The sequence below is a fragment of the Winogradskyella marincola genome (assembly GCF_029624125.1).
GTDB lineage: Bacteria > Bacteroidota > Bacteroidia > Flavobacteriales > Flavobacteriaceae > Winogradskyella > Winogradskyella marincola.
Map to the genome: position 1 here is coordinate 224,841 of NZ_JARSBN010000006.1, position 15,791 is coordinate 240,631.

Sequence of the window (15,791 nt, forward strand, 5' to 3'; positions counted from 1 at the left end):
TTGAGATTCTGAAATAAATTCAGAATGACAGATTCTCATATTTTTCAAACAACCTCTTTACTATTTTACTTAATGGATTACTTACTTTATTCTATCCATTTAAGGCCTGTGTAATCTTCTATTTTTATTCGTTTGCCATGAGTAGAAATTAAACCTTCCTTTTTTAATTGCGAAAGTATTCTAATTGCAGATTCGGTTGCTGTTCCTACGATACTTGCATAATCTTCGCGAGAAAGCACAATACTTAAAAAACCCTCTTCATCCAATCCAAAATTATCATGACTGTACATAAGAATTTCTGCCATTCTACGCTTTACTGACTTTTGTGCCATGGTAACCAGAGACTCTTCAGAGGTTCTTAATTCATTAGCCATATCCTTTAATACATCCATTGTAAAATTAGGATTTTTGGCCAAATCGTTCATAATTTCACTTTTAGGAATAAAGCACATTTCCATATCATTTAAAGCGATGGCACTTAAATTTGTTTTTTGGTCTGCCACCAATGAGCGTTTTCCTAATAAATCTCCTTTAACTACAAGTTTTACAACCTGATCTTTACCATTTTCACTTAGCTTAGTTAATTTACAAACTCCATCTCTAATGCAGTAAACTCCATTTAAAGACTCCCCTTCTTCAAAAATAATTTCTCCTTTTTTGTAACGCTTACCTGTTTTACATGCCGAAATTCTGATTAACTCTTCTCGAGTTAATGATTTTAAAGAATTAAATTCTCTAATGATACAAGATTCACATTTGCCCATAACTTATTGTTTAATACAGCTCCTCTAATATTTCTAGTGTAATACCAAAAATGGAATATCTGTGTAGTATTTTATTTGAGAATTTTTAGGATGAAACAATAGCTTTTCAAAATAATTGAGGTTTTTGGCCAGCATTGTAATAAGATCAATTTTTCGTTTTTCAACGAAATCTTGCACCTGATTTTCTAGCTGAGCATTAGATAAAAAATGAAAACTATGCTCGTTAGAGCCTAAGTAAGCATCGAGCAATTCTTTATTTCTTTTTTGATCTTCATTTAAAACTGATGTATCGTTTTTAATATGCAGAACTCTTGCCGAAGCGTTATTAGACTCTACAATATTGGTAATAGACTCTAACATTTTTACTGAATACACTGAAAGAAAGTCTGTTGGAAATGCAATTTCAGTTAGTTTAGAATACTTGGCATTTTCTGGCACAACGATGGTGGCACATCTTACTTTTGTAATAACATTAGATGCATTGCTACCTATTGGAGTCTTTACAGTGCCAGAACTTCCTCTGGTACCCATAACGATAAAATCTATATGATTTTGATCTATTTGCTTGCGTACAGAACTTACAAGGTAACCCTCGTCTATAATAGAAAAAAACTTGTGTTTTGTATTATACGATAGATCTTGATTTATTTTTTGCAATAGAGATTGCAATTTTTCTTTGCATACCTTTTGATCCTCTAAAGTTGCTTTAGCATTAGGACCACGACACACATGCAACACATAGAAATTGCATGCTGATTTTTTAAAAAATTCTATTGCATATTCTACTGCATTCCAAGCATTATCAGAAAAATCTGTTGGTATTAAAATATTAGCCATTGCTTGTTTATCCATAATTGTATGGACAAAGGTAGCGTTAAGGCTATGTCTGAAATATGACCGTTGTCAGTAATTGAGATTAATACTGCGTGCTAATCTATATTTTTTAGCTGTTGCAGATCTAAAACTTTAATATTTCGTCCTTCAATTTCTATGATACCTTGATCTTTAAAACGCGACAAGGTTCTTATTAAACTCTCTGTAGCAACACCAGCTACACTTGCTAAATCATTTCTGGAAATCCTAATAAAATCGGTTGGTTTGCTTCCTAATTTATCTGCAAATTTTAATATGGTAAGAGCTGTTCTCTTTTTTACTGAGCTATAAGCCATTTCTAATAATTGGTCTTTTACATTAACCAAATCATCATTTAAAAGTTGTATTAAGTCTAAGGTCACTTTATGATTATTACTAATAATCTCAATGAATTCGTTTTTTGAAATCCCTAATAAAACCGACTCCTTAATTGCTGCTGCAGTCTCTTTATACACCGTATTTTCTGTAAAAGATGTATAGCCAAATAAATCGTCTTCTTTGTGCAATGCTGTAGTTAAATCTTTGCCTTGATCGTCTAGTTTATGGCATTTTACCAAGCCCTTTTCTATCAAATAGATGTAGTTAGAGTGCTGACCTTCTTTATAAATAATTTCACCTTGTTTAAAACTGAAATTTTTACCATTATCATCAAAAAAGTTTTTTAAATCATTTAAATTTCTGATGCTCTGCTCTTCTTCTACTTCGTTAGTAGCACTTTCTCTATTATCTTTTAAAATAGCTGCTTTAGCTAATCTACTCTCAATTGCACTGATTAACTCATTTTCTTCAAAAGGTTTGGTGATATAATCATCAGCACCCAAATCCATCCCTTTTCTTACATCTTTTCGCTCGGTTTTTGCCGAAAGAAAAATAAACGGTATATGCTTTGTCTGTTCTGTTTTTGCAAGCCCTTGTAAAACACCATAACCATCTAGTTCTGGCATCATAATATCGCAAACAATAATATCTGGTTGAATTTCTAAAGCCGTTTCTAAACCTATTTTTCCGTTTGGAGCCGTTGTAATTTTATAATTAGAAAGCTCTAATAATTCTGCTGTATTTTCTCTTAAAATTGGGTCGTCTTCTATGAGTAATATATGTTTCATTACTTCGCTTTATTGGGTAGTTTTATAGTGAATGTACTTCCTTTATTTTCGTTACTAACAAAGTTAATCTCACCACCTAGATTATTTAAATGGCTTTTTACAATATTAAGTCCTATACCTGTTCCTTGTATTAACAATACATTTTCTGACCTAAAATATCGATTAAAAATTTGTTTTTGGTCTTTTTCTGGTATGCCAATTCCGTTATCAATAACACTAAATGTTGTTGTGGTTGAATCTTGTGAAATTTCAATACTTATCTCAGTGTTTTCTGGCGAATATTTTATAGCATTATGTACCAGATTACTCAAAGCCAACTCAATTATTTTTTCGTCTTGGTGCAATGATAAGCCATCAATATTCTCTGGATATTTAATAGTTTGTCCTTCTTTGAGAAGCATATTAGCGTTATAAACAACCTCATCCACAACTTTAGTTAGCATAAAGTCTGAAAAATTGTAAGATACTTTTCCTGTTTCTAGTTTTTCTATCGACAGAAAATCATTTAGAATATTATTTAAATAATGTACCTTATCAGTGATGGTTTTAATGTGCTTATCGCGACGATCTTGCTGCTCCGACAACTTGTATTTACTTAGCAGCATTGCCGAGGTTAAAATACCACTTAATGGTGTTTTAAACTCATGAGATACCAGAGATAAAAACTTTGTTTTTAGTTCGTTGAGTTCTTTTTCTTTTTTTAGCGCATTACTGATTTTATTTTGGGCTTCAATACGCTTTTGTATTTCAGCATCACGTTTTTGATTGGCTATTTTCAGTTCTTCTACAGTAGCACTCAACTCTTCTGTTCTGGCAGTAACTTTTTGTTCTAATTCGTTATTTAACTCTTGCAGCTCCTCCTCTTGCTTCTTTCTCACCGAAATATCGATAACCAAAGCCATAATGTAGTTACCTCCATTAATTTGAAGAGGGTTTAGACCTGCTTCAACAGGAAAAACACTACCATCTTTATGAGCACCATATAAATCTCTTCCGTGTCCCATTTGACGCTTTTTTTGATGCTTCATAAAGCCATTGACATGAGTATCATGATTAGCTCTGTAAGGTTTTGGTATTAATGTATCTAGATGCTGCCCTATTAGTTCTTTGTTATTGTATCCAAACATGCTTTCAGCAGATTTGTTGGCAGCTACTATATGCTGCGTTTTATCTACAACAATAACGCCTTCTGAAACCGCTTCAAAAAGCACATTAAAAACATCTTTATCGTCTTGAAAAATCATAGATTGAATGTAGCGTGTTACTAAATGATGTTCGGTAAAAGTATTGAAATCATGACAAATATCATATTTTAAACTTACACAATTAATCAACTTTGCTCTAGGTATAAATGAGCAAATAAAATGGAAAACAAAACTTGTTTTCACTGTGGTGATGATTGTGGTAATCATCCTATTACGTTTCAAGAAAAATCATTCTGTTGCAATGGTTGTAAAACCGTTTTTGAGATTTTTAACGAAAATAATCTTACCTGCTACTATGATTTACAAAATTCTCCTGGCGCAGTTCCAAAAGAAATAGAAGGTAAATATGATTTTCTTTCGGAAGAAAAAATTATTGAAAACCTTACAGAATTTAGAAGTGATACAATAGAAATTGTAACGCTCTACATTCCACACATTCATTGTAGTTCTTGTATTTGGATACTAGAAAACTTGAAACAGCTTAATACAAGTATCACAGATTCTTTGGTAAACTTTGGAAAAAAAACTGTTCGTGTTTCTTATTCTCCAAAAACAACGAGTTTAAAACAAGTTGTAATTTTACTAAGCTCTATAGGTTACGAACCGTATATAAGCTTAGAAGATTACCAAACCGAAAAAAAACAAGTTAACCGTTCATTAATTTACAAACTAGGCATTGCTGGTTTTGGTTTTGGCAATATTATGTTTTTGTCTTTCCCTGAGTATTTTGAACTCAATGAATATTGGCTAGAACAGTACAAACACCTCTTTAGATGGTTAATGTTTATTATGTCTATTCCGTTAGTCTTTTATTCTTCTCAAGATTATTTTATATCTGCATACAAAGGTTTAAAAGCAAAAATTCTAAATATAGATGTTCCTATTGCTTTAGGTATTTCGGTATTATTTATTAGAAGTACAGTTGAAATTCTTTTTGATTTAGGTTCTGGCTTTTTTGATAGTTTAGCTGGTTTGATATTCTTTCTATTAGTTGGAAAATTCTTTCAGCAAAAAACTTATGATTTTTTGTCCTTTGAACGCGATTACAAATCCTATTTCCCAATTGCAATTACAAAAATAGCACCTGATGGCAGCGAATCTTCTATACAGGTTTATGATATTGAAAAAGGAGATAGAATACTCATTAGAAATGAAGAATTAATTCCTGTAGACGCCATTCTTATTAATGGTAAAGGCAAAATAGATTACAGTTTTGTAACTGGTGAATCGCAAACTGTATCCAAAATTTCTGGCGATAAACTCTTTGCTGGTGGCAAGCAAACCTCTGGTGTTATTGAGCTTGAAGCCCTAAAATCTGTTGAACAAAGTTATTTAACTCAATTGTGGAGTAATGACGTTTTTAATAAAAATAAAGACGATGGTTTTGCTACCATTACAAACAAAATAAGCAAGCACTTTACCATCGCTATTTTATTTATAGCCTTAGTAGCAACAATGTTTTGGATTATCACAGATATATCTAAAGCCATGAATGTGTTTACTGCTGTACTTATTATTGCGTGCCCTTGTGCTATTGCGCTTTCTGCTCCGTTTACTTTTGGCAACCTATTACGCATATTTGGTAAGTTGAAATTTTACATCAAAAATGCCAGTGTTATTGAAAAATTAGCACAGATTGATACTGTAATTTTTGATAAAACAGGAACCATAACTTCAAACAAATCTAGCAATGCTATCTACGATGGAGAGCTACTTTCTGATACTGAAAACCTGGTATTAAAAAATTCTCTAAGAGGCTCTAACCATCCACTGAGCAGAAGCCTTTATAGCATTCTGAAGGAACACAATATTGTAACTCTAGATACTTTTGAAGAGCATATAGGCAAAGGTATAGAGGCCAAACATAATGATATTAATCTCAAAATAGGTTCGGCAAGTTTTGTTGGTAATCCTCAAGAAACTAATGTTCTAAATACAACTGTTCATATAAGCAGTAATAATGTTTATAAAGGAAAATATACCTTTTATAATAGTTATAGAAAAGGTGTTTCAAAACTATTCAATAAGTTAAAAAAGCAATTCGATTTAGTTATCCTTTCTGGTGATAATGAAGGCGAACGCGAAAATCTAAAGAAGCTATTGCCTGCAAAAACGAAACTCATTTTCAATCAAAAACCAGAAGACAAATTAGAGTTTATAAAATATCATCAATCTGAAGGTGCTAAAGTCCTAATGATTGGCGATGGTCTTAACGATGCTGGCGCCTTAGCTCAAAGTGATGTTGGTATTGCTATATCTGAAGATGTTAACGTCTTCTCACCTGCTTGCGATGCCATTTTAGATGCTTCAAAATTCAAAGAGTTGTATGCCTATATAAAAGCGTCTAAATCGGCCATAAAAGTTATAAAGTGGAGTTTTGTTCTGTCTTTTATCTACAATGTTGTAGGACTATATTTTGCAGTTACAGGACAGTTAGCACCTGTGGTAGCAGCCATATTAATGCCTTTGAGTTCTATAAGCATAGTGGTCTTTACAACTATAGCAACAAATTTAATCGGCAAAAAACTCAAATAAAAAAGCCAACATGATAAATGTCATGTTTTATGCTAGAGATGCACAGTAATTTTGAACCATAACTTCAATTAGGTATGAGTGTTATTTACATTTTATTATCAGTAAGCGTCGTCGTTGGCGTAGCTTTCTTTATCATCTTTTTAACTGCAGTAAAATCTGGTCAGTATGATGATAGCTACACACCTTCTGTACGTATGCTTTTTGAAGACGAGCTGGTAAAACCAAAAACAAAGAAATCAACAAAAACTGACTAATTATTTTAATATGGAAATGCAACAATTTTACTACGATAACAAAATCGTTAAAAAGTTCCTTTATGCCACAATACTTTGGGGAGTTGTAGGTATGCTAGTTGGACTACTGCTAGCCTTTATGTTTATATTCCCAAACCTAACAGATGGAGTTTCATGGTTAAGCTTTGGTCGTTTAAGACCTTTACATACCAATGCCGTGATTTTTGCCTTTGTTGGTAATGCTATTTTTGCTGGTGTTTATTATTCACTTCAACGTTTGCTTAAAGCAAGAATGTTTAGTGATTTTTTGAGCAACTTTAATTTTTGGGGTTGGCAGCTCATCATTGTTGGTGCTGCTATTACATTGCCATTAGGCTACACAACTTCAAAAGAATATGCAGAGTTAGAATGGCCTTTTGATATTGCAATTGCGCTTATTTGGGTTGCTTTTGGTATCAACATGATAGGGACAATTCTAAAACGTCGTCAACGCCATTTATATGTTGCTATTTGGTTTTACTTAGCCACGTTTGTTACGGTTGCTGTACTTCATATTTTTAATAGCTTAGAACTACCTGTAAGTGGTTTAAAAAGTTACTCTGTATATGCAGGTGTACAAGATGCTTTAGTACAATGGTGGTATGGCCATAACGCTGTGGCTTTCTTCTTAACAACACCATTTTTAGGGCTGATGTACTACTTTATTCCTAAAGCCGCAAACAGACCTGTATATTCTTATAGACTCTCTATTGTTCATTTCTGGTCGTTAATTTTTATATACATCTGGGCAGGACCTCATCATTTACTATATACAGCTTTACCAGAATGGGCTCAACATCTAGGTGTTGCCTTCTCTGTAATGCTTATTGCACCTTCTTGGGGAGGTATGATTAATGGATTATTAACCTTACGTGGTGCTTGGGATAAGGTTCGTACAGATCCTGTTCTTAAATTTATGGTAGTTGCCATTACTGGCTATGGTATGGCAACGTTTGAAGGCCCAATGCTATCATTAAAAAACGTAAACGCTATTGGCCATTTTACAGATTGGATTATTGCCCACGTACACGTAGGTGCTTTAGCTTGGAATGGATTCTTAACCTTTGGTATGATCTATTGGTTAGTACCTCGATTATTTAAAACCAAACTCTACTCTACTGCAATGGCAAACTTACATTTTTGGGTAGGCACGTTAGGTATCATATTATATGCTTTGCCAATGTATGTTGCTGGTTTTACACAAGCCAGTATGTGGAAACAGTTTAATCCAGATGGCACATTAGTATATGGTAACTTTTTAGAAACAGTTACAGAGATAATGCCAATGTATTGGATGCGTGCTATAGGTGGTACACTATTTATTATAGGGTTACTTATTCTGGTTTATAACATAATAATGACCATTGTAAAATCTGAAAGCAAAGTTACAGATGAGCTTGCAGAAGCACCTGCACTACAACGTGTATCAAAAAGACGAGTGTCTGGTGAAGGATGGCACACTTGGTTAGAGCGTAAGCCTGTTTTATTAACCATCTATGCAACTGTTGCAATTTTAATTGGAGGTATTGTACAAATTATACCAACCATAGTTGTAAAATCTAACATACCAACCATTAGCAGTGTAGAACCATATACACCTTTAGAATTAGAAGGACGAGATATTTATATAAGAGAAGGTTGTGTCGGTTGCCATTCTCAGATGGTAAGACCTTTTAGAAGTGAAGTAGAACGCTATGGTGAATACTCTAAAGCCGGCGAATATGTTTACGACCATCCATTTCTTTGGGGAAGTAAACGTACAGGACCAGATCTACACAGAGTTGGTGGCAAATACAACGACAACTGGCACTTTAACCACATGTACGATCCTCAAAGTACCTCTTCTGGGTCTATTATGCCTGCCTACAAATGGTTAATTGTTGGAGAAGGCAGTAAGCTAGATAAGTCTATGACAGAAAAGAAAATGGAAACCATGGTTAGCCTTGGTGTACCATACACAGAAGAAGATATCGCTAATGCACAAGCTTCAATGTTAGAACAAGGTACGCAAATAGAAAAAAATCTTTACAGCGATCCTGATTTTGCAAAATCATATGAAGCGGATAAAGCTTCTGCTGGCGAAGGTTTTGTTGAAATGCGAAACAGAGAAATTGTTGCTCTTATTGCCTACCTACAACGCTTGGGTACAGATATAAAAGTCAAAGAAATTATTAACGAAACCGCTCAAAACTAAACGCCATGCTAAAGTTTGTAAAAAATCATATGGAAAGTATCACTGGGATAGAAATCTATCCCTTGATATCCCTTTTAATCTTCTTCATCTTTTTTGTAAGCCTTTTTTACTGGGTCTTTACAGCAAAGAAAGACTACATCTCTAAAGTAAGCAATATACCATTAGACAACCAAAACGATTCACAATTATGAGACATTTAATTCCATCATACATAAGAGTTCCTGTAGTGTTTTTTACTATTGCAGCACTTGTAGAATATTTTGTAGACTCTGGAGATCAACCCGCTTTTATAGAGCAACCTTTAATATTGCTGTTTTTACTATTGGTATTGCTTGTTCTTATAGCAATAGAAGGTATTGTTGGTGCTTTAGACAACATCTTATACCAAAGCCTTAATGACGAAGGCAAAGCAAGATACGATGCACAACGCAACAAACCTTCAAAATTGGTACTATGGGTAAAGTCTACTTACAAAAAACTCCTAGATTCTAAACCTATAGAACAAGAAGGCGAAATTATTTTAGACCACAACTACGATGGTATAAAAGAATTAGACAACAACCTGCCACCATGGTGGTTATACGGTTTTTATGCTTCAATTGTTTTTGCTGTTATATACATGCTAAGGTACCATGTATTTAATGCCGATGATCAATTTGCAGAATATGAAATTGAATATGCCGAAGCGAATAGAGCGATTGAAGAATACAAAAAAACAGCAAAAAACTTAGTCGATGTTAACACTGTTGAAATGCTTACCGAAACTTCTGACTTAAACGCTGGAAAAAAGATTTTTGAAACCAACTGTGTAGCCTGTCATATGGCAGATGGAGGTGGTGGAATTGGACCAAATTTAACCGACCAACACTGGATTCTTGGAGGTGGTATAAAAAATGTCTTTAGAACGATTTCTGAAGGTGGACGAGACGGAAAAGGTATGGTTGCATGGAAAACCAATCTAAAACCATTAGAAATGGCTCAAGTCGCAAGTTATGTTTTACAATTTCAAGGCTCCACACCTGCTAACCCAAAAGAACCACAAGGAGATCTTTGGGTAGATGATTCTGTTGAAAAAACAGAGACAGAAAAAACTGAAGATACCAAAACCCAAGAAAACTCAGAAGAAACTACAGAAACACAAACTGTTGTATCTAGAGATTAACAAAAAAAGTTTAGGCTAAAATGGAAACGCCAGGCAACGAAGTTTTTAGAGATTCAATTGGTACCATTAACGATGAGGGTAAACGCAATTGGGTTTTTCCTAAAAAGCCTTCAGGACCTTATTACGATAAGCGAAAGCTAGTGAGTTACTTCTTATTAGCCTTTTTAATCGCAGCTCCTTTTGTAAAGATCAATGGCAATCAATTTTTAATGTTTAATGTCTTAGAAAGACGTTTTAACATCTTTGGTTTTCCGTTTTGGCCACAAGACTTTCATCTTTTTGTAATTTCTATGATAATAGGTGTTGTATTTATAACACTATTTACTGTAGGCTTTGGTCGTATTTTTTGTGGCTGGATTTGCCCTCAAACCATTTTTATGGAAATGGTTTTTAGACGCATAGAATATTGGATAGATGGTGACCGAAACAAACAAATACGCTTAGAAAAACAAAAGTGGAATGCCGAAAAAATAAAAAAACGAACACTTAAGTGGTCTATCTTTTTAATCATTTCTTTTGTTATAGCCAATGTCTTTTTGGCCTATTTAATTGGTAGCGACAAACTGCTTAGATACATAAAAGAAGGGCCATCAGAGCATCTAAGCACATTGTTTCCTCTTCTTATTTTTACAGGAGTATTTTATTTTGTTTTCGCATGGTTTAGAGAACAAGTCTGCATTATAGCGTGTCCTTATGGTAGACTTCAAGGTGTATTGCTAGACAATAAATCTATTGTAGTTGCTTACGATCATAAACGTGGTGAAGGCGAAAATGGAAGAAAAAAATTCAGAAAAAATGAAGATAGAAATGCGCTAGGCCATGGAGATTGCATAGACTGCTTTCAGTGTGTTAATGTTTGCCCAACCGGAATAGATATTAGAAACGGAACGCAATTAGAGTGTGTTAACTGTACTGCTTGTATTGATGAGTGCGATACAATAATGGAAAAGATTAATCTACCAAAAGGATTAATCCGTTATGCCAGTGAAGATAATATTGAAAAGAAAGAGCCTTTTAAACTAACGGCTCGTATGAAAGGTTACATTGCTGTACTACTTATTTTAATAGGTGTTTTAGCAGGAATGTTGGCCTTAAGAAATGATGTTGAAGCACGTATTTTAAGGTTACCTGGTCAATTATATGAGCATAAAGACAATAACATTATAAGCAATGTATATACCTACAAGTTGGTTAATAAAACTACAGAAACCATAGAAAATGTAACCTTTAAGCTTAGAGGAATAGAGGGTAATATAAAGCTTGTATCTACAAGTGAATCTTTTGTAGTAAGCTCTCAAGGATTGGCAGAAGGTACATTGTTTATAGAGTTAAAACAGAGTTTACTATCTGGTGACAAAAACAACCTTACTATAGATGTGTATAGTGGAAACAAATTAATAGAAACAACTTCGGTGACCTTTTTAGGCCCAAGAAGTTATAATTAACAACGACCTGGCAGGTCTTAAAAAAAAGGAGGTTCCTGCTGTTGCAGGAAGTAGAAATATGAAAATAAATTGGGGAACAGCAATAGTAATAGCTTTTGCAGGCTTTATAGGTTTTATCATGTACTTTATAGTAAGCATGAGTACAAACTCTAAATACGAACACGATTTGGTTGTTGAAGATTATTATCAACAAGAATTAAAATTTCAAAATGAAATTAACAAAGAAAAAAATGCCAAAAAACTAAGTAAAAACATCACTTGGAAAAAGACAAAACAAGGCATAATTGTTACGTTTCCTTCCGAACTAAATGAAAAGAACATTAATGGCAAAGTGTTCCTATACAGACCATCTAACAAGGCTCTAGATTTTGAAATTCCTATTTCATTATCTAACCACAATTTGCTCATACCTGACAACAACTTGTTAGGTGGTCGCTGGAACATTACCATAGACTGGAGTTACAACAACGAAGCTTACTTGTACAAAGAAGAAATTATTTATTAGTCAATGTTAGTATCAGGATTAGTATTAGGGCTATTGGGAAGTCTGCACTGCGTTGGTATGTGCGGACCAATAGCCTTTATGCTTCCTGTAGATCGTTCTAATTCAATAAAAAAAGTAAGTCAGATTGGTATTTATCATTTTGGAAGACTACTAGCTTATAGCATAATAGGCTTAGTTTTTGGTCTACTTGGTAAAAGTCTTTACATTTTTGGAGTACAACAACAACTTTCTATAGCCATTGGTATCTTAATGATAGTTGTTGTTCTTATTCCTTACCAGACGTTTGCTAAATACAATTTGTCTAAACCACTTAACAAGATTATTTCTAAAGTAAAGTCCAACTTAGGACAAGCTTTAAAAAAGAAAACATCAGATACTTTTTTAACTATCGGATTTTTGAATGGCTTTTTGCCTTGTGGATTAGTTTATATGGCTGTATTTGGTTCATTGGCAACTGGTAGTTTGCTTCAAGGAAGTCTTTATATGATTTTGTTTGGCATTGGTACAATACCGCTTATGACTTCTGCGATTTATTTAGGTAAATTTTTAAATCAAACCATAAAACAACGTATACAGAAAGCCATACCTATTTTTGTTGTCATTATTGGTGTTTTATTCATTTTAAGAGGCTTAGGCTTAGGTATTCCTTACCTCTCTCCTGCTCCTGTTGTTGAAATGGCAACTAGTACTATTGAGTGTCATTAAAAAAAACAAACTTCATTTATACGATACTAAGCAATAGACTTAATAGTTAATCTAGTCACTTTTTTTGTTATAATTGTGGAGTAAACTATTAATCTTCAATCAAATTATAAAACAACTCTTTTTTGGCTTAGCATTATTGCTATTCATCAACACAACTAATGCTCAAGATGCAAGTGTAGAAAAATCAACTTATGGAATACAAACTGGTTTCCTAGGCATTTGGGCTCATAACGAATCTAAACTATCTAACTCCATTGCTCTTAGAAGTGAGCTTGGCTTAGACGCTGGTATTTATAGTGAAAATTTTGTTGGGTCAAGAAGTTTTATCATGGTACCAGCATTAACCTTAGAACCCAGATGGTATTACAACCTCAACAAACGCGTTTCTAAACAAAGACGCATCGATGGTAACAGCGGAAATTTTATATCAATAAAAACCACCTATCATCCAGATATGGTTATTGGATCTTTACCAGAATATACAGTCTTTATTTCTGACATTACCATTATACCTACTTGGGGAATTCGCCGTAATGTTGGTAAACATTTTACTTACGAAACAGGTATTGGTATTGGCTATTACCATTTATTTAAAAAAGACAATGTTATCATTTTTGATGATAGAAATGGTGTTGCTGTCAACTTGCATTTAAGACTTGGCTATCGCTTTTAATTTTTAAAAAATATAACAAATAAAAAACGCCAAAGCCCTCGTTCTTTGGCGTTTTAACTTGATATTAATAACACTAACTAACCAAATAAATATCAAGAGTTATATTTTAAATGTCATTACAGGCAAAGTAGAATGGTTTGCAATATCTTCTGAGATACTACCTTCAAAGAAATGTGCTAAACCTTTTCTACCATGTGTTGCAACAGCTATTAAATCTGCACCTATGGTATTTGCAAAGTTTAATATGCCTTTTTCCACAGAATAATCTGATACAACATGTACGTTCTCTAGATTATCTAAATCTCCATCTGCTTTTTTAAGAAACAACGATATACGTTTATCAATTTCTGGAGAACTTCTAAAATTTCCGTCCGGTGAGTTTACGTAAACCAGGTTCATTTTTGCTCCTAATGTTTCAAAAGTTTTTCTGGCATTTAGATAAGGTGCGATAGCTTCTTCTGAAAAATCGCTTGCAAACACACCTATTTCAAAATCTAATAAAATAGGATTATGCTTTATTACCAATACCGGAATATCTGCATGACGTACCACTTTTTCTGTATTAGAGCCAACGAGCACTTCTTTAACTCCACTTGCGCCATGAGAACCCATTACTATTAGGCTTGCCTGATGTTTATTAGCCACATCATTAACCTCACTCCAAACCTTAAAATGTTTTACAATAGGTGTTACTTTTATTCCTTCCAAGTATGATCTGTCTAAAAAATCAATAAACTTTTGTTCTGCTAATTTTAGGTAAAAAACGGCCTCTTCATTAATAGTATTTTCTTCTGCAGTTAATACTGCTTTCGACAATTCTAGCATGTGTAGGACTATAAGTTCTGAGTCGTATTTTTTAGCCAGGTTTGCAGCGGCTTCTAGAGCATATTCGGAATGCTCTGAAAAATCTACAGGCACAATTATCTTTTTCATGATCTTAGTGTTTTTGTTAAATGGTCATTGAAAATAGTTGAGTATTTGGCTTTTTTCGTTGCAATAACAAATCAAAAGCCATGCATATATTTCTTATAAAAGGTTTTCCTTTTTTGGTTACGATTAGTTGTTTTTTTTCAAACTCTATTAAACCGTCTTGTTCTAGTTCTTTCAGTTTTATAATAACATCTGGTAATTCATTAAACATCATATCTGGTTGTACCCATGATGTTTTAAAATGGCACATTAAATTAAGAATATGCTTTCTTACTTTAAGATCTTCTTCACTTAAAATATGGCCTCTATACACCGGAATTATATTGTTTTCTATCAAGTTGTAATATTCTTCTATAGACTTTACATTTTGTGCAAAACCATACCAACTATCGCTTATAGAAGACACACCCAAACCAATCATAGCTTGTGTTTTAGATGCTGTGTAGCCCATAAAATTACGATGCATCGTTTTGTTTTGCATGGCTTTATAAAGCCCATCCGTTTTTAGGGCAAAATGATCCATCCCTATTTCGGTATAACCAACTTTTTCTAAGAGTGATTTGCCTGTTTCGTATTGCTTACGCTTAGACTCAGCTGAAGGAAGGTCTTTATCATTAAAACCTCTTTGTCCATTTCCTTTTATCCACGGTACATGCGCATAACTGTAAAAGGCAATACGGTCTGGCATTAAAGCTTCAGTTTTTTGTATGGTTTCTATAACATCTGCTTCGGTTTGAAAAGGTAAACCAAAAATAATATCATGACCAACTGATGTAAAACCAATAGCTCTTGCAGTTTCTGTAGCGTGTTTTACGTTTTCAAAAGGTTGAATACGATTTATAGCTTTCTGAACTACTAAATTATAATCCTGAACTCCAAAACTTACGCGTCTAAAACCCAAATCATATAATGTCTGTAGATGCTCTTTTGTAGTATTGTTAGGATGTCCCTCAAACGAAAACTCGTAATCTTCAGCTACATCAGAAACTCTTAGCAATTCAGTAATAAGTAATTTTAAATTCTCTGGTGAGAAAAATGTTGGTGTACCACCTCCTAAATGCAACTCTTTTATTTTTGGTTTTGTAACCAATAAATCTCGGTACAATTGCCACTCTTTTAATACAGCTTTTATATATGGCAGCTCTACTTCATGTCTTTTGGTAATACGTTTATGGCAACCGCAAAATGTGCAAAGACTTTCACAAAATGGCAGATGTATGTAGAGACTTATACCTTCTTCGGTATTAGATTCATCAACGGATTGCTTTAAAACCTGTTTCCATTGCTGTAATGAAAACGTCTCTGCATTCCAATACGGAACCGTTGGATAGCTGGTATACCTCGGACCTGCTACATTATATTTGTTTATTAATTTTTGACACATACTAACTTTGTCTTGTGCCAAAATTACTCGTATGCTAC

15 protein-coding genes are annotated in these 15,791 nt (G+C 33.6%); 9 read left to right on the forward strand and 6 right to left on the reverse strand.

Features of this window, described 5'->3' with window-relative positions:
- Window positions 1-86: 86 nt before the first annotated feature.
- From P7122_RS12290 to P7122_RS12305, 4 genes are all read right to left on the reverse strand, one after another.
- Complete coding sequence (locus P7122_RS12290) at window positions 87-764, reverse strand: Crp/Fnr family transcriptional regulator (protein ID WP_278006099.1); 678 nt, start codon at window positions 762-764, stop codon at window positions 87-89.
- A gap of 33 nt (window positions 765-797) precedes the next feature.
- The gene (locus tag P7122_RS12295) at window positions 798-1,616 is read right to left on the reverse strand and encodes a universal stress protein (protein ID WP_278006100.1); all 819 of its coding nucleotides are present in this window, start codon (window positions 1,614-1,616) and stop codon (window positions 798-800) included.
- 77 nt (window positions 1,617-1,693) lie between these two features.
- Window positions 1,694-2,743, reverse strand: a complete 1,050-nt coding sequence (locus tag P7122_RS12300; protein WP_278006101.1) for a response regulator — start codon at window positions 2,741-2,743, stop codon at window positions 1,694-1,696.
- The gene (locus P7122_RS12305; RefSeq protein ID WP_278006131.1) at window positions 2,743-3,987 is read right to left on the reverse strand and encodes a PAS domain-containing sensor histidine kinase; all 1,245 of its coding nucleotides are present in this window, start codon (window positions 3,985-3,987) and stop codon (window positions 2,743-2,745) included. The genes P7122_RS12300 and P7122_RS12305 overlap by 1 nt, the downstream gene beginning before the upstream one ends.
- Window positions 3,988-4,107: 120 nt before the next feature.
- Between P7122_RS12305 and P7122_RS12310 the strand changes: the two genes are divergently transcribed.
- The 9 genes from P7122_RS12310 (at window position 4,108) to P7122_RS12350 (ending at window position 13,439) form a co-directional block, all read left to right on the forward strand.
- On the forward strand, window positions 4,108-6,483 hold the full coding sequence (locus tag P7122_RS12310; protein ID WP_278006102.1) for a heavy metal translocating P-type ATPase: 2,376 nt from the start codon (window positions 4,108-4,110) through the stop codon (window positions 6,481-6,483).
- A 74-nt stretch (window positions 6,484-6,557) separates the two neighbouring features.
- Complete coding sequence (gene ccoS, locus P7122_RS12315; protein ID WP_278006103.1) at window positions 6,558-6,737, forward strand: cbb3-type cytochrome oxidase assembly protein CcoS; 180 nt, start codon at window positions 6,558-6,560, stop codon at window positions 6,735-6,737.
- A 10-nt stretch (window positions 6,738-6,747) separates the two neighbouring features.
- Complete coding sequence (gene ccoN / locus P7122_RS12320) at window positions 6,748-8,949, forward strand: cytochrome-c oxidase, cbb3-type subunit I (protein WP_278006104.1); 2,202 nt, start codon at window positions 6,748-6,750, stop codon at window positions 8,947-8,949.
- A 5-nt stretch (window positions 8,950-8,954) separates the two neighbouring features.
- Window positions 8,955-9,140 (forward strand): CcoQ/FixQ family Cbb3-type cytochrome c oxidase assembly chaperone, encoded by a 186-nt coding sequence (locus P7122_RS12325; protein WP_278006105.1) that lies wholly within the window; start codon window positions 8,955-8,957, stop codon window positions 9,138-9,140.
- Window positions 9,137-10,111 carry a cbb3-type cytochrome c oxidase N-terminal domain-containing protein gene (locus tag P7122_RS12330; RefSeq protein ID WP_278006106.1) on the forward strand — a complete coding sequence of 325 codons (975 nt, stop codon included), beginning with the start codon at window positions 9,137-9,139 and terminating at the stop codon, window positions 10,109-10,111. The genes P7122_RS12325 and P7122_RS12330 overlap by 4 nt, the downstream gene beginning before the upstream one ends.
- Before the next feature lie 20 nt (window positions 10,112-10,131).
- Window positions 10,132-11,556 (forward strand): cytochrome c oxidase accessory protein CcoG, encoded by a 1,425-nt coding sequence (ccoG, locus tag P7122_RS12335; RefSeq protein ID WP_278006107.1) that lies wholly within the window; start codon window positions 10,132-10,134, stop codon window positions 11,554-11,556.
- 58 nt (window positions 11,557-11,614) lie between these two features.
- Window positions 11,615-12,061 carry a FixH family protein gene (locus P7122_RS12340; RefSeq protein ID WP_278006108.1) on the forward strand — a complete coding sequence of 149 codons (447 nt, stop codon included), beginning with the start codon at window positions 11,615-11,617 and terminating at the stop codon, window positions 12,059-12,061.
- 3 nt (window positions 12,062-12,064) lie between these two features.
- Entirely contained in the window at window positions 12,065-12,766 is a 702-nt protein-coding gene (locus P7122_RS12345; RefSeq protein ID WP_278006109.1) for a sulfite exporter TauE/SafE family protein, read from the forward strand.
- 73 nt (window positions 12,767-12,839) lie between these two features.
- Window positions 12,840-13,439: a hypothetical protein gene (locus P7122_RS12350; RefSeq protein ID WP_278006110.1), complete on the forward strand. Its 600-nt coding sequence runs from the start codon at window positions 12,840-12,842 to the stop codon at window positions 13,437-13,439.
- 99 nt (window positions 13,440-13,538) lie between these two features.
- Here P7122_RS12350 and P7122_RS12355 read toward each other — a convergent pair whose 3' ends face one another.
- Together P7122_RS12355 and hemN are read right to left on the reverse strand one after the other, a co-directional pair.
- Window positions 13,539-14,372 (reverse strand): universal stress protein, encoded by an 834-nt coding sequence (locus P7122_RS12355; protein ID WP_278006111.1) that lies wholly within the window; start codon window positions 14,370-14,372, stop codon window positions 13,539-13,541.
- 16 nt (window positions 14,373-14,388) lie between these two features.
- Window positions 14,389-15,753 (reverse strand): oxygen-independent coproporphyrinogen III oxidase, encoded by a 1,365-nt coding sequence (hemN, locus tag P7122_RS12360; protein ID WP_278006112.1) that lies wholly within the window; start codon window positions 15,751-15,753, stop codon window positions 14,389-14,391.
- Window positions 15,754-15,791 lie beyond the last annotated feature (38 nt).

What these genes read in the sequence shown, in the direction of transcription:
- hemN (WP_278006112.1), bottom strand. Translation starts at nt 15,753, where the DNA reads ATGTGTCAAAAATTAATAAACAAATATAATGTAGCAGGTCCGAGGTAT.
- P7122_RS12290 (WP_278006099.1), bottom strand. Translation starts at nt 764, where the DNA reads ATGGGCAAATGTGAATCTTGTATCATTAGAGAATTTAATTCTTTAAAA.
- P7122_RS12345 (WP_278006109.1), top strand. Translation starts at nt 12,065, where the DNA reads ATGTTAGTATCAGGATTAGTATTAGGGCTATTGGGAAGTCTGCACTGC.
- P7122_RS12340 (WP_278006108.1), top strand. Translation starts at nt 11,615, where the DNA reads ATGAAAATAAATTGGGGAACAGCAATAGTAATAGCTTTTGCAGGCTTT.
- P7122_RS12310 (WP_278006102.1), top strand. Translation starts at nt 4,108, where the DNA reads ATGGAAAACAAAACTTGTTTTCACTGTGGTGATGATTGTGGTAATCAT.
- P7122_RS12325 (WP_278006105.1), top strand. Translation starts at nt 8,955, where the DNA reads ATGCTAAAGTTTGTAAAAAATCATATGGAAAGTATCACTGGGATAGAA.
- P7122_RS12305 (WP_278006131.1), bottom strand. Translation starts at nt 3,987, where the DNA reads ATGATTTTTCAAGACGATAAAGATGTTTTTAATGTGCTTTTTGAAGCG.
- P7122_RS12355 (WP_278006111.1), bottom strand. Translation starts at nt 14,372, where the DNA reads ATGAAAAAGATAATTGTGCCTGTAGATTTTTCAGAGCATTCCGAATAT.
- ccoS (WP_278006103.1), top strand. Translation starts at nt 6,558, where the DNA reads ATGAGTGTTATTTACATTTTATTATCAGTAAGCGTCGTCGTTGGCGTA.
- ccoN (WP_278006104.1), top strand. Translation starts at nt 6,748, where the DNA reads ATGGAAATGCAACAATTTTACTACGATAACAAAATCGTTAAAAAGTTC.
- P7122_RS12295 (WP_278006100.1), bottom strand. Translation starts at nt 1,616, where the DNA reads ATGGATAAACAAGCAATGGCTAATATTTTAATACCAACAGATTTTTCT.
- P7122_RS12300 (WP_278006101.1), bottom strand. Translation starts at nt 2,743, where the DNA reads ATGAAACATATATTACTCATAGAAGACGACCCAATTTTAAGAGAAAAT.
- P7122_RS12330 (WP_278006106.1), top strand. Translation starts at nt 9,137, where the DNA reads ATGAGACATTTAATTCCATCATACATAAGAGTTCCTGTAGTGTTTTTT.
- ccoG (WP_278006107.1), top strand. Translation starts at nt 10,132, where the DNA reads ATGGAAACGCCAGGCAACGAAGTTTTTAGAGATTCAATTGGTACCATT.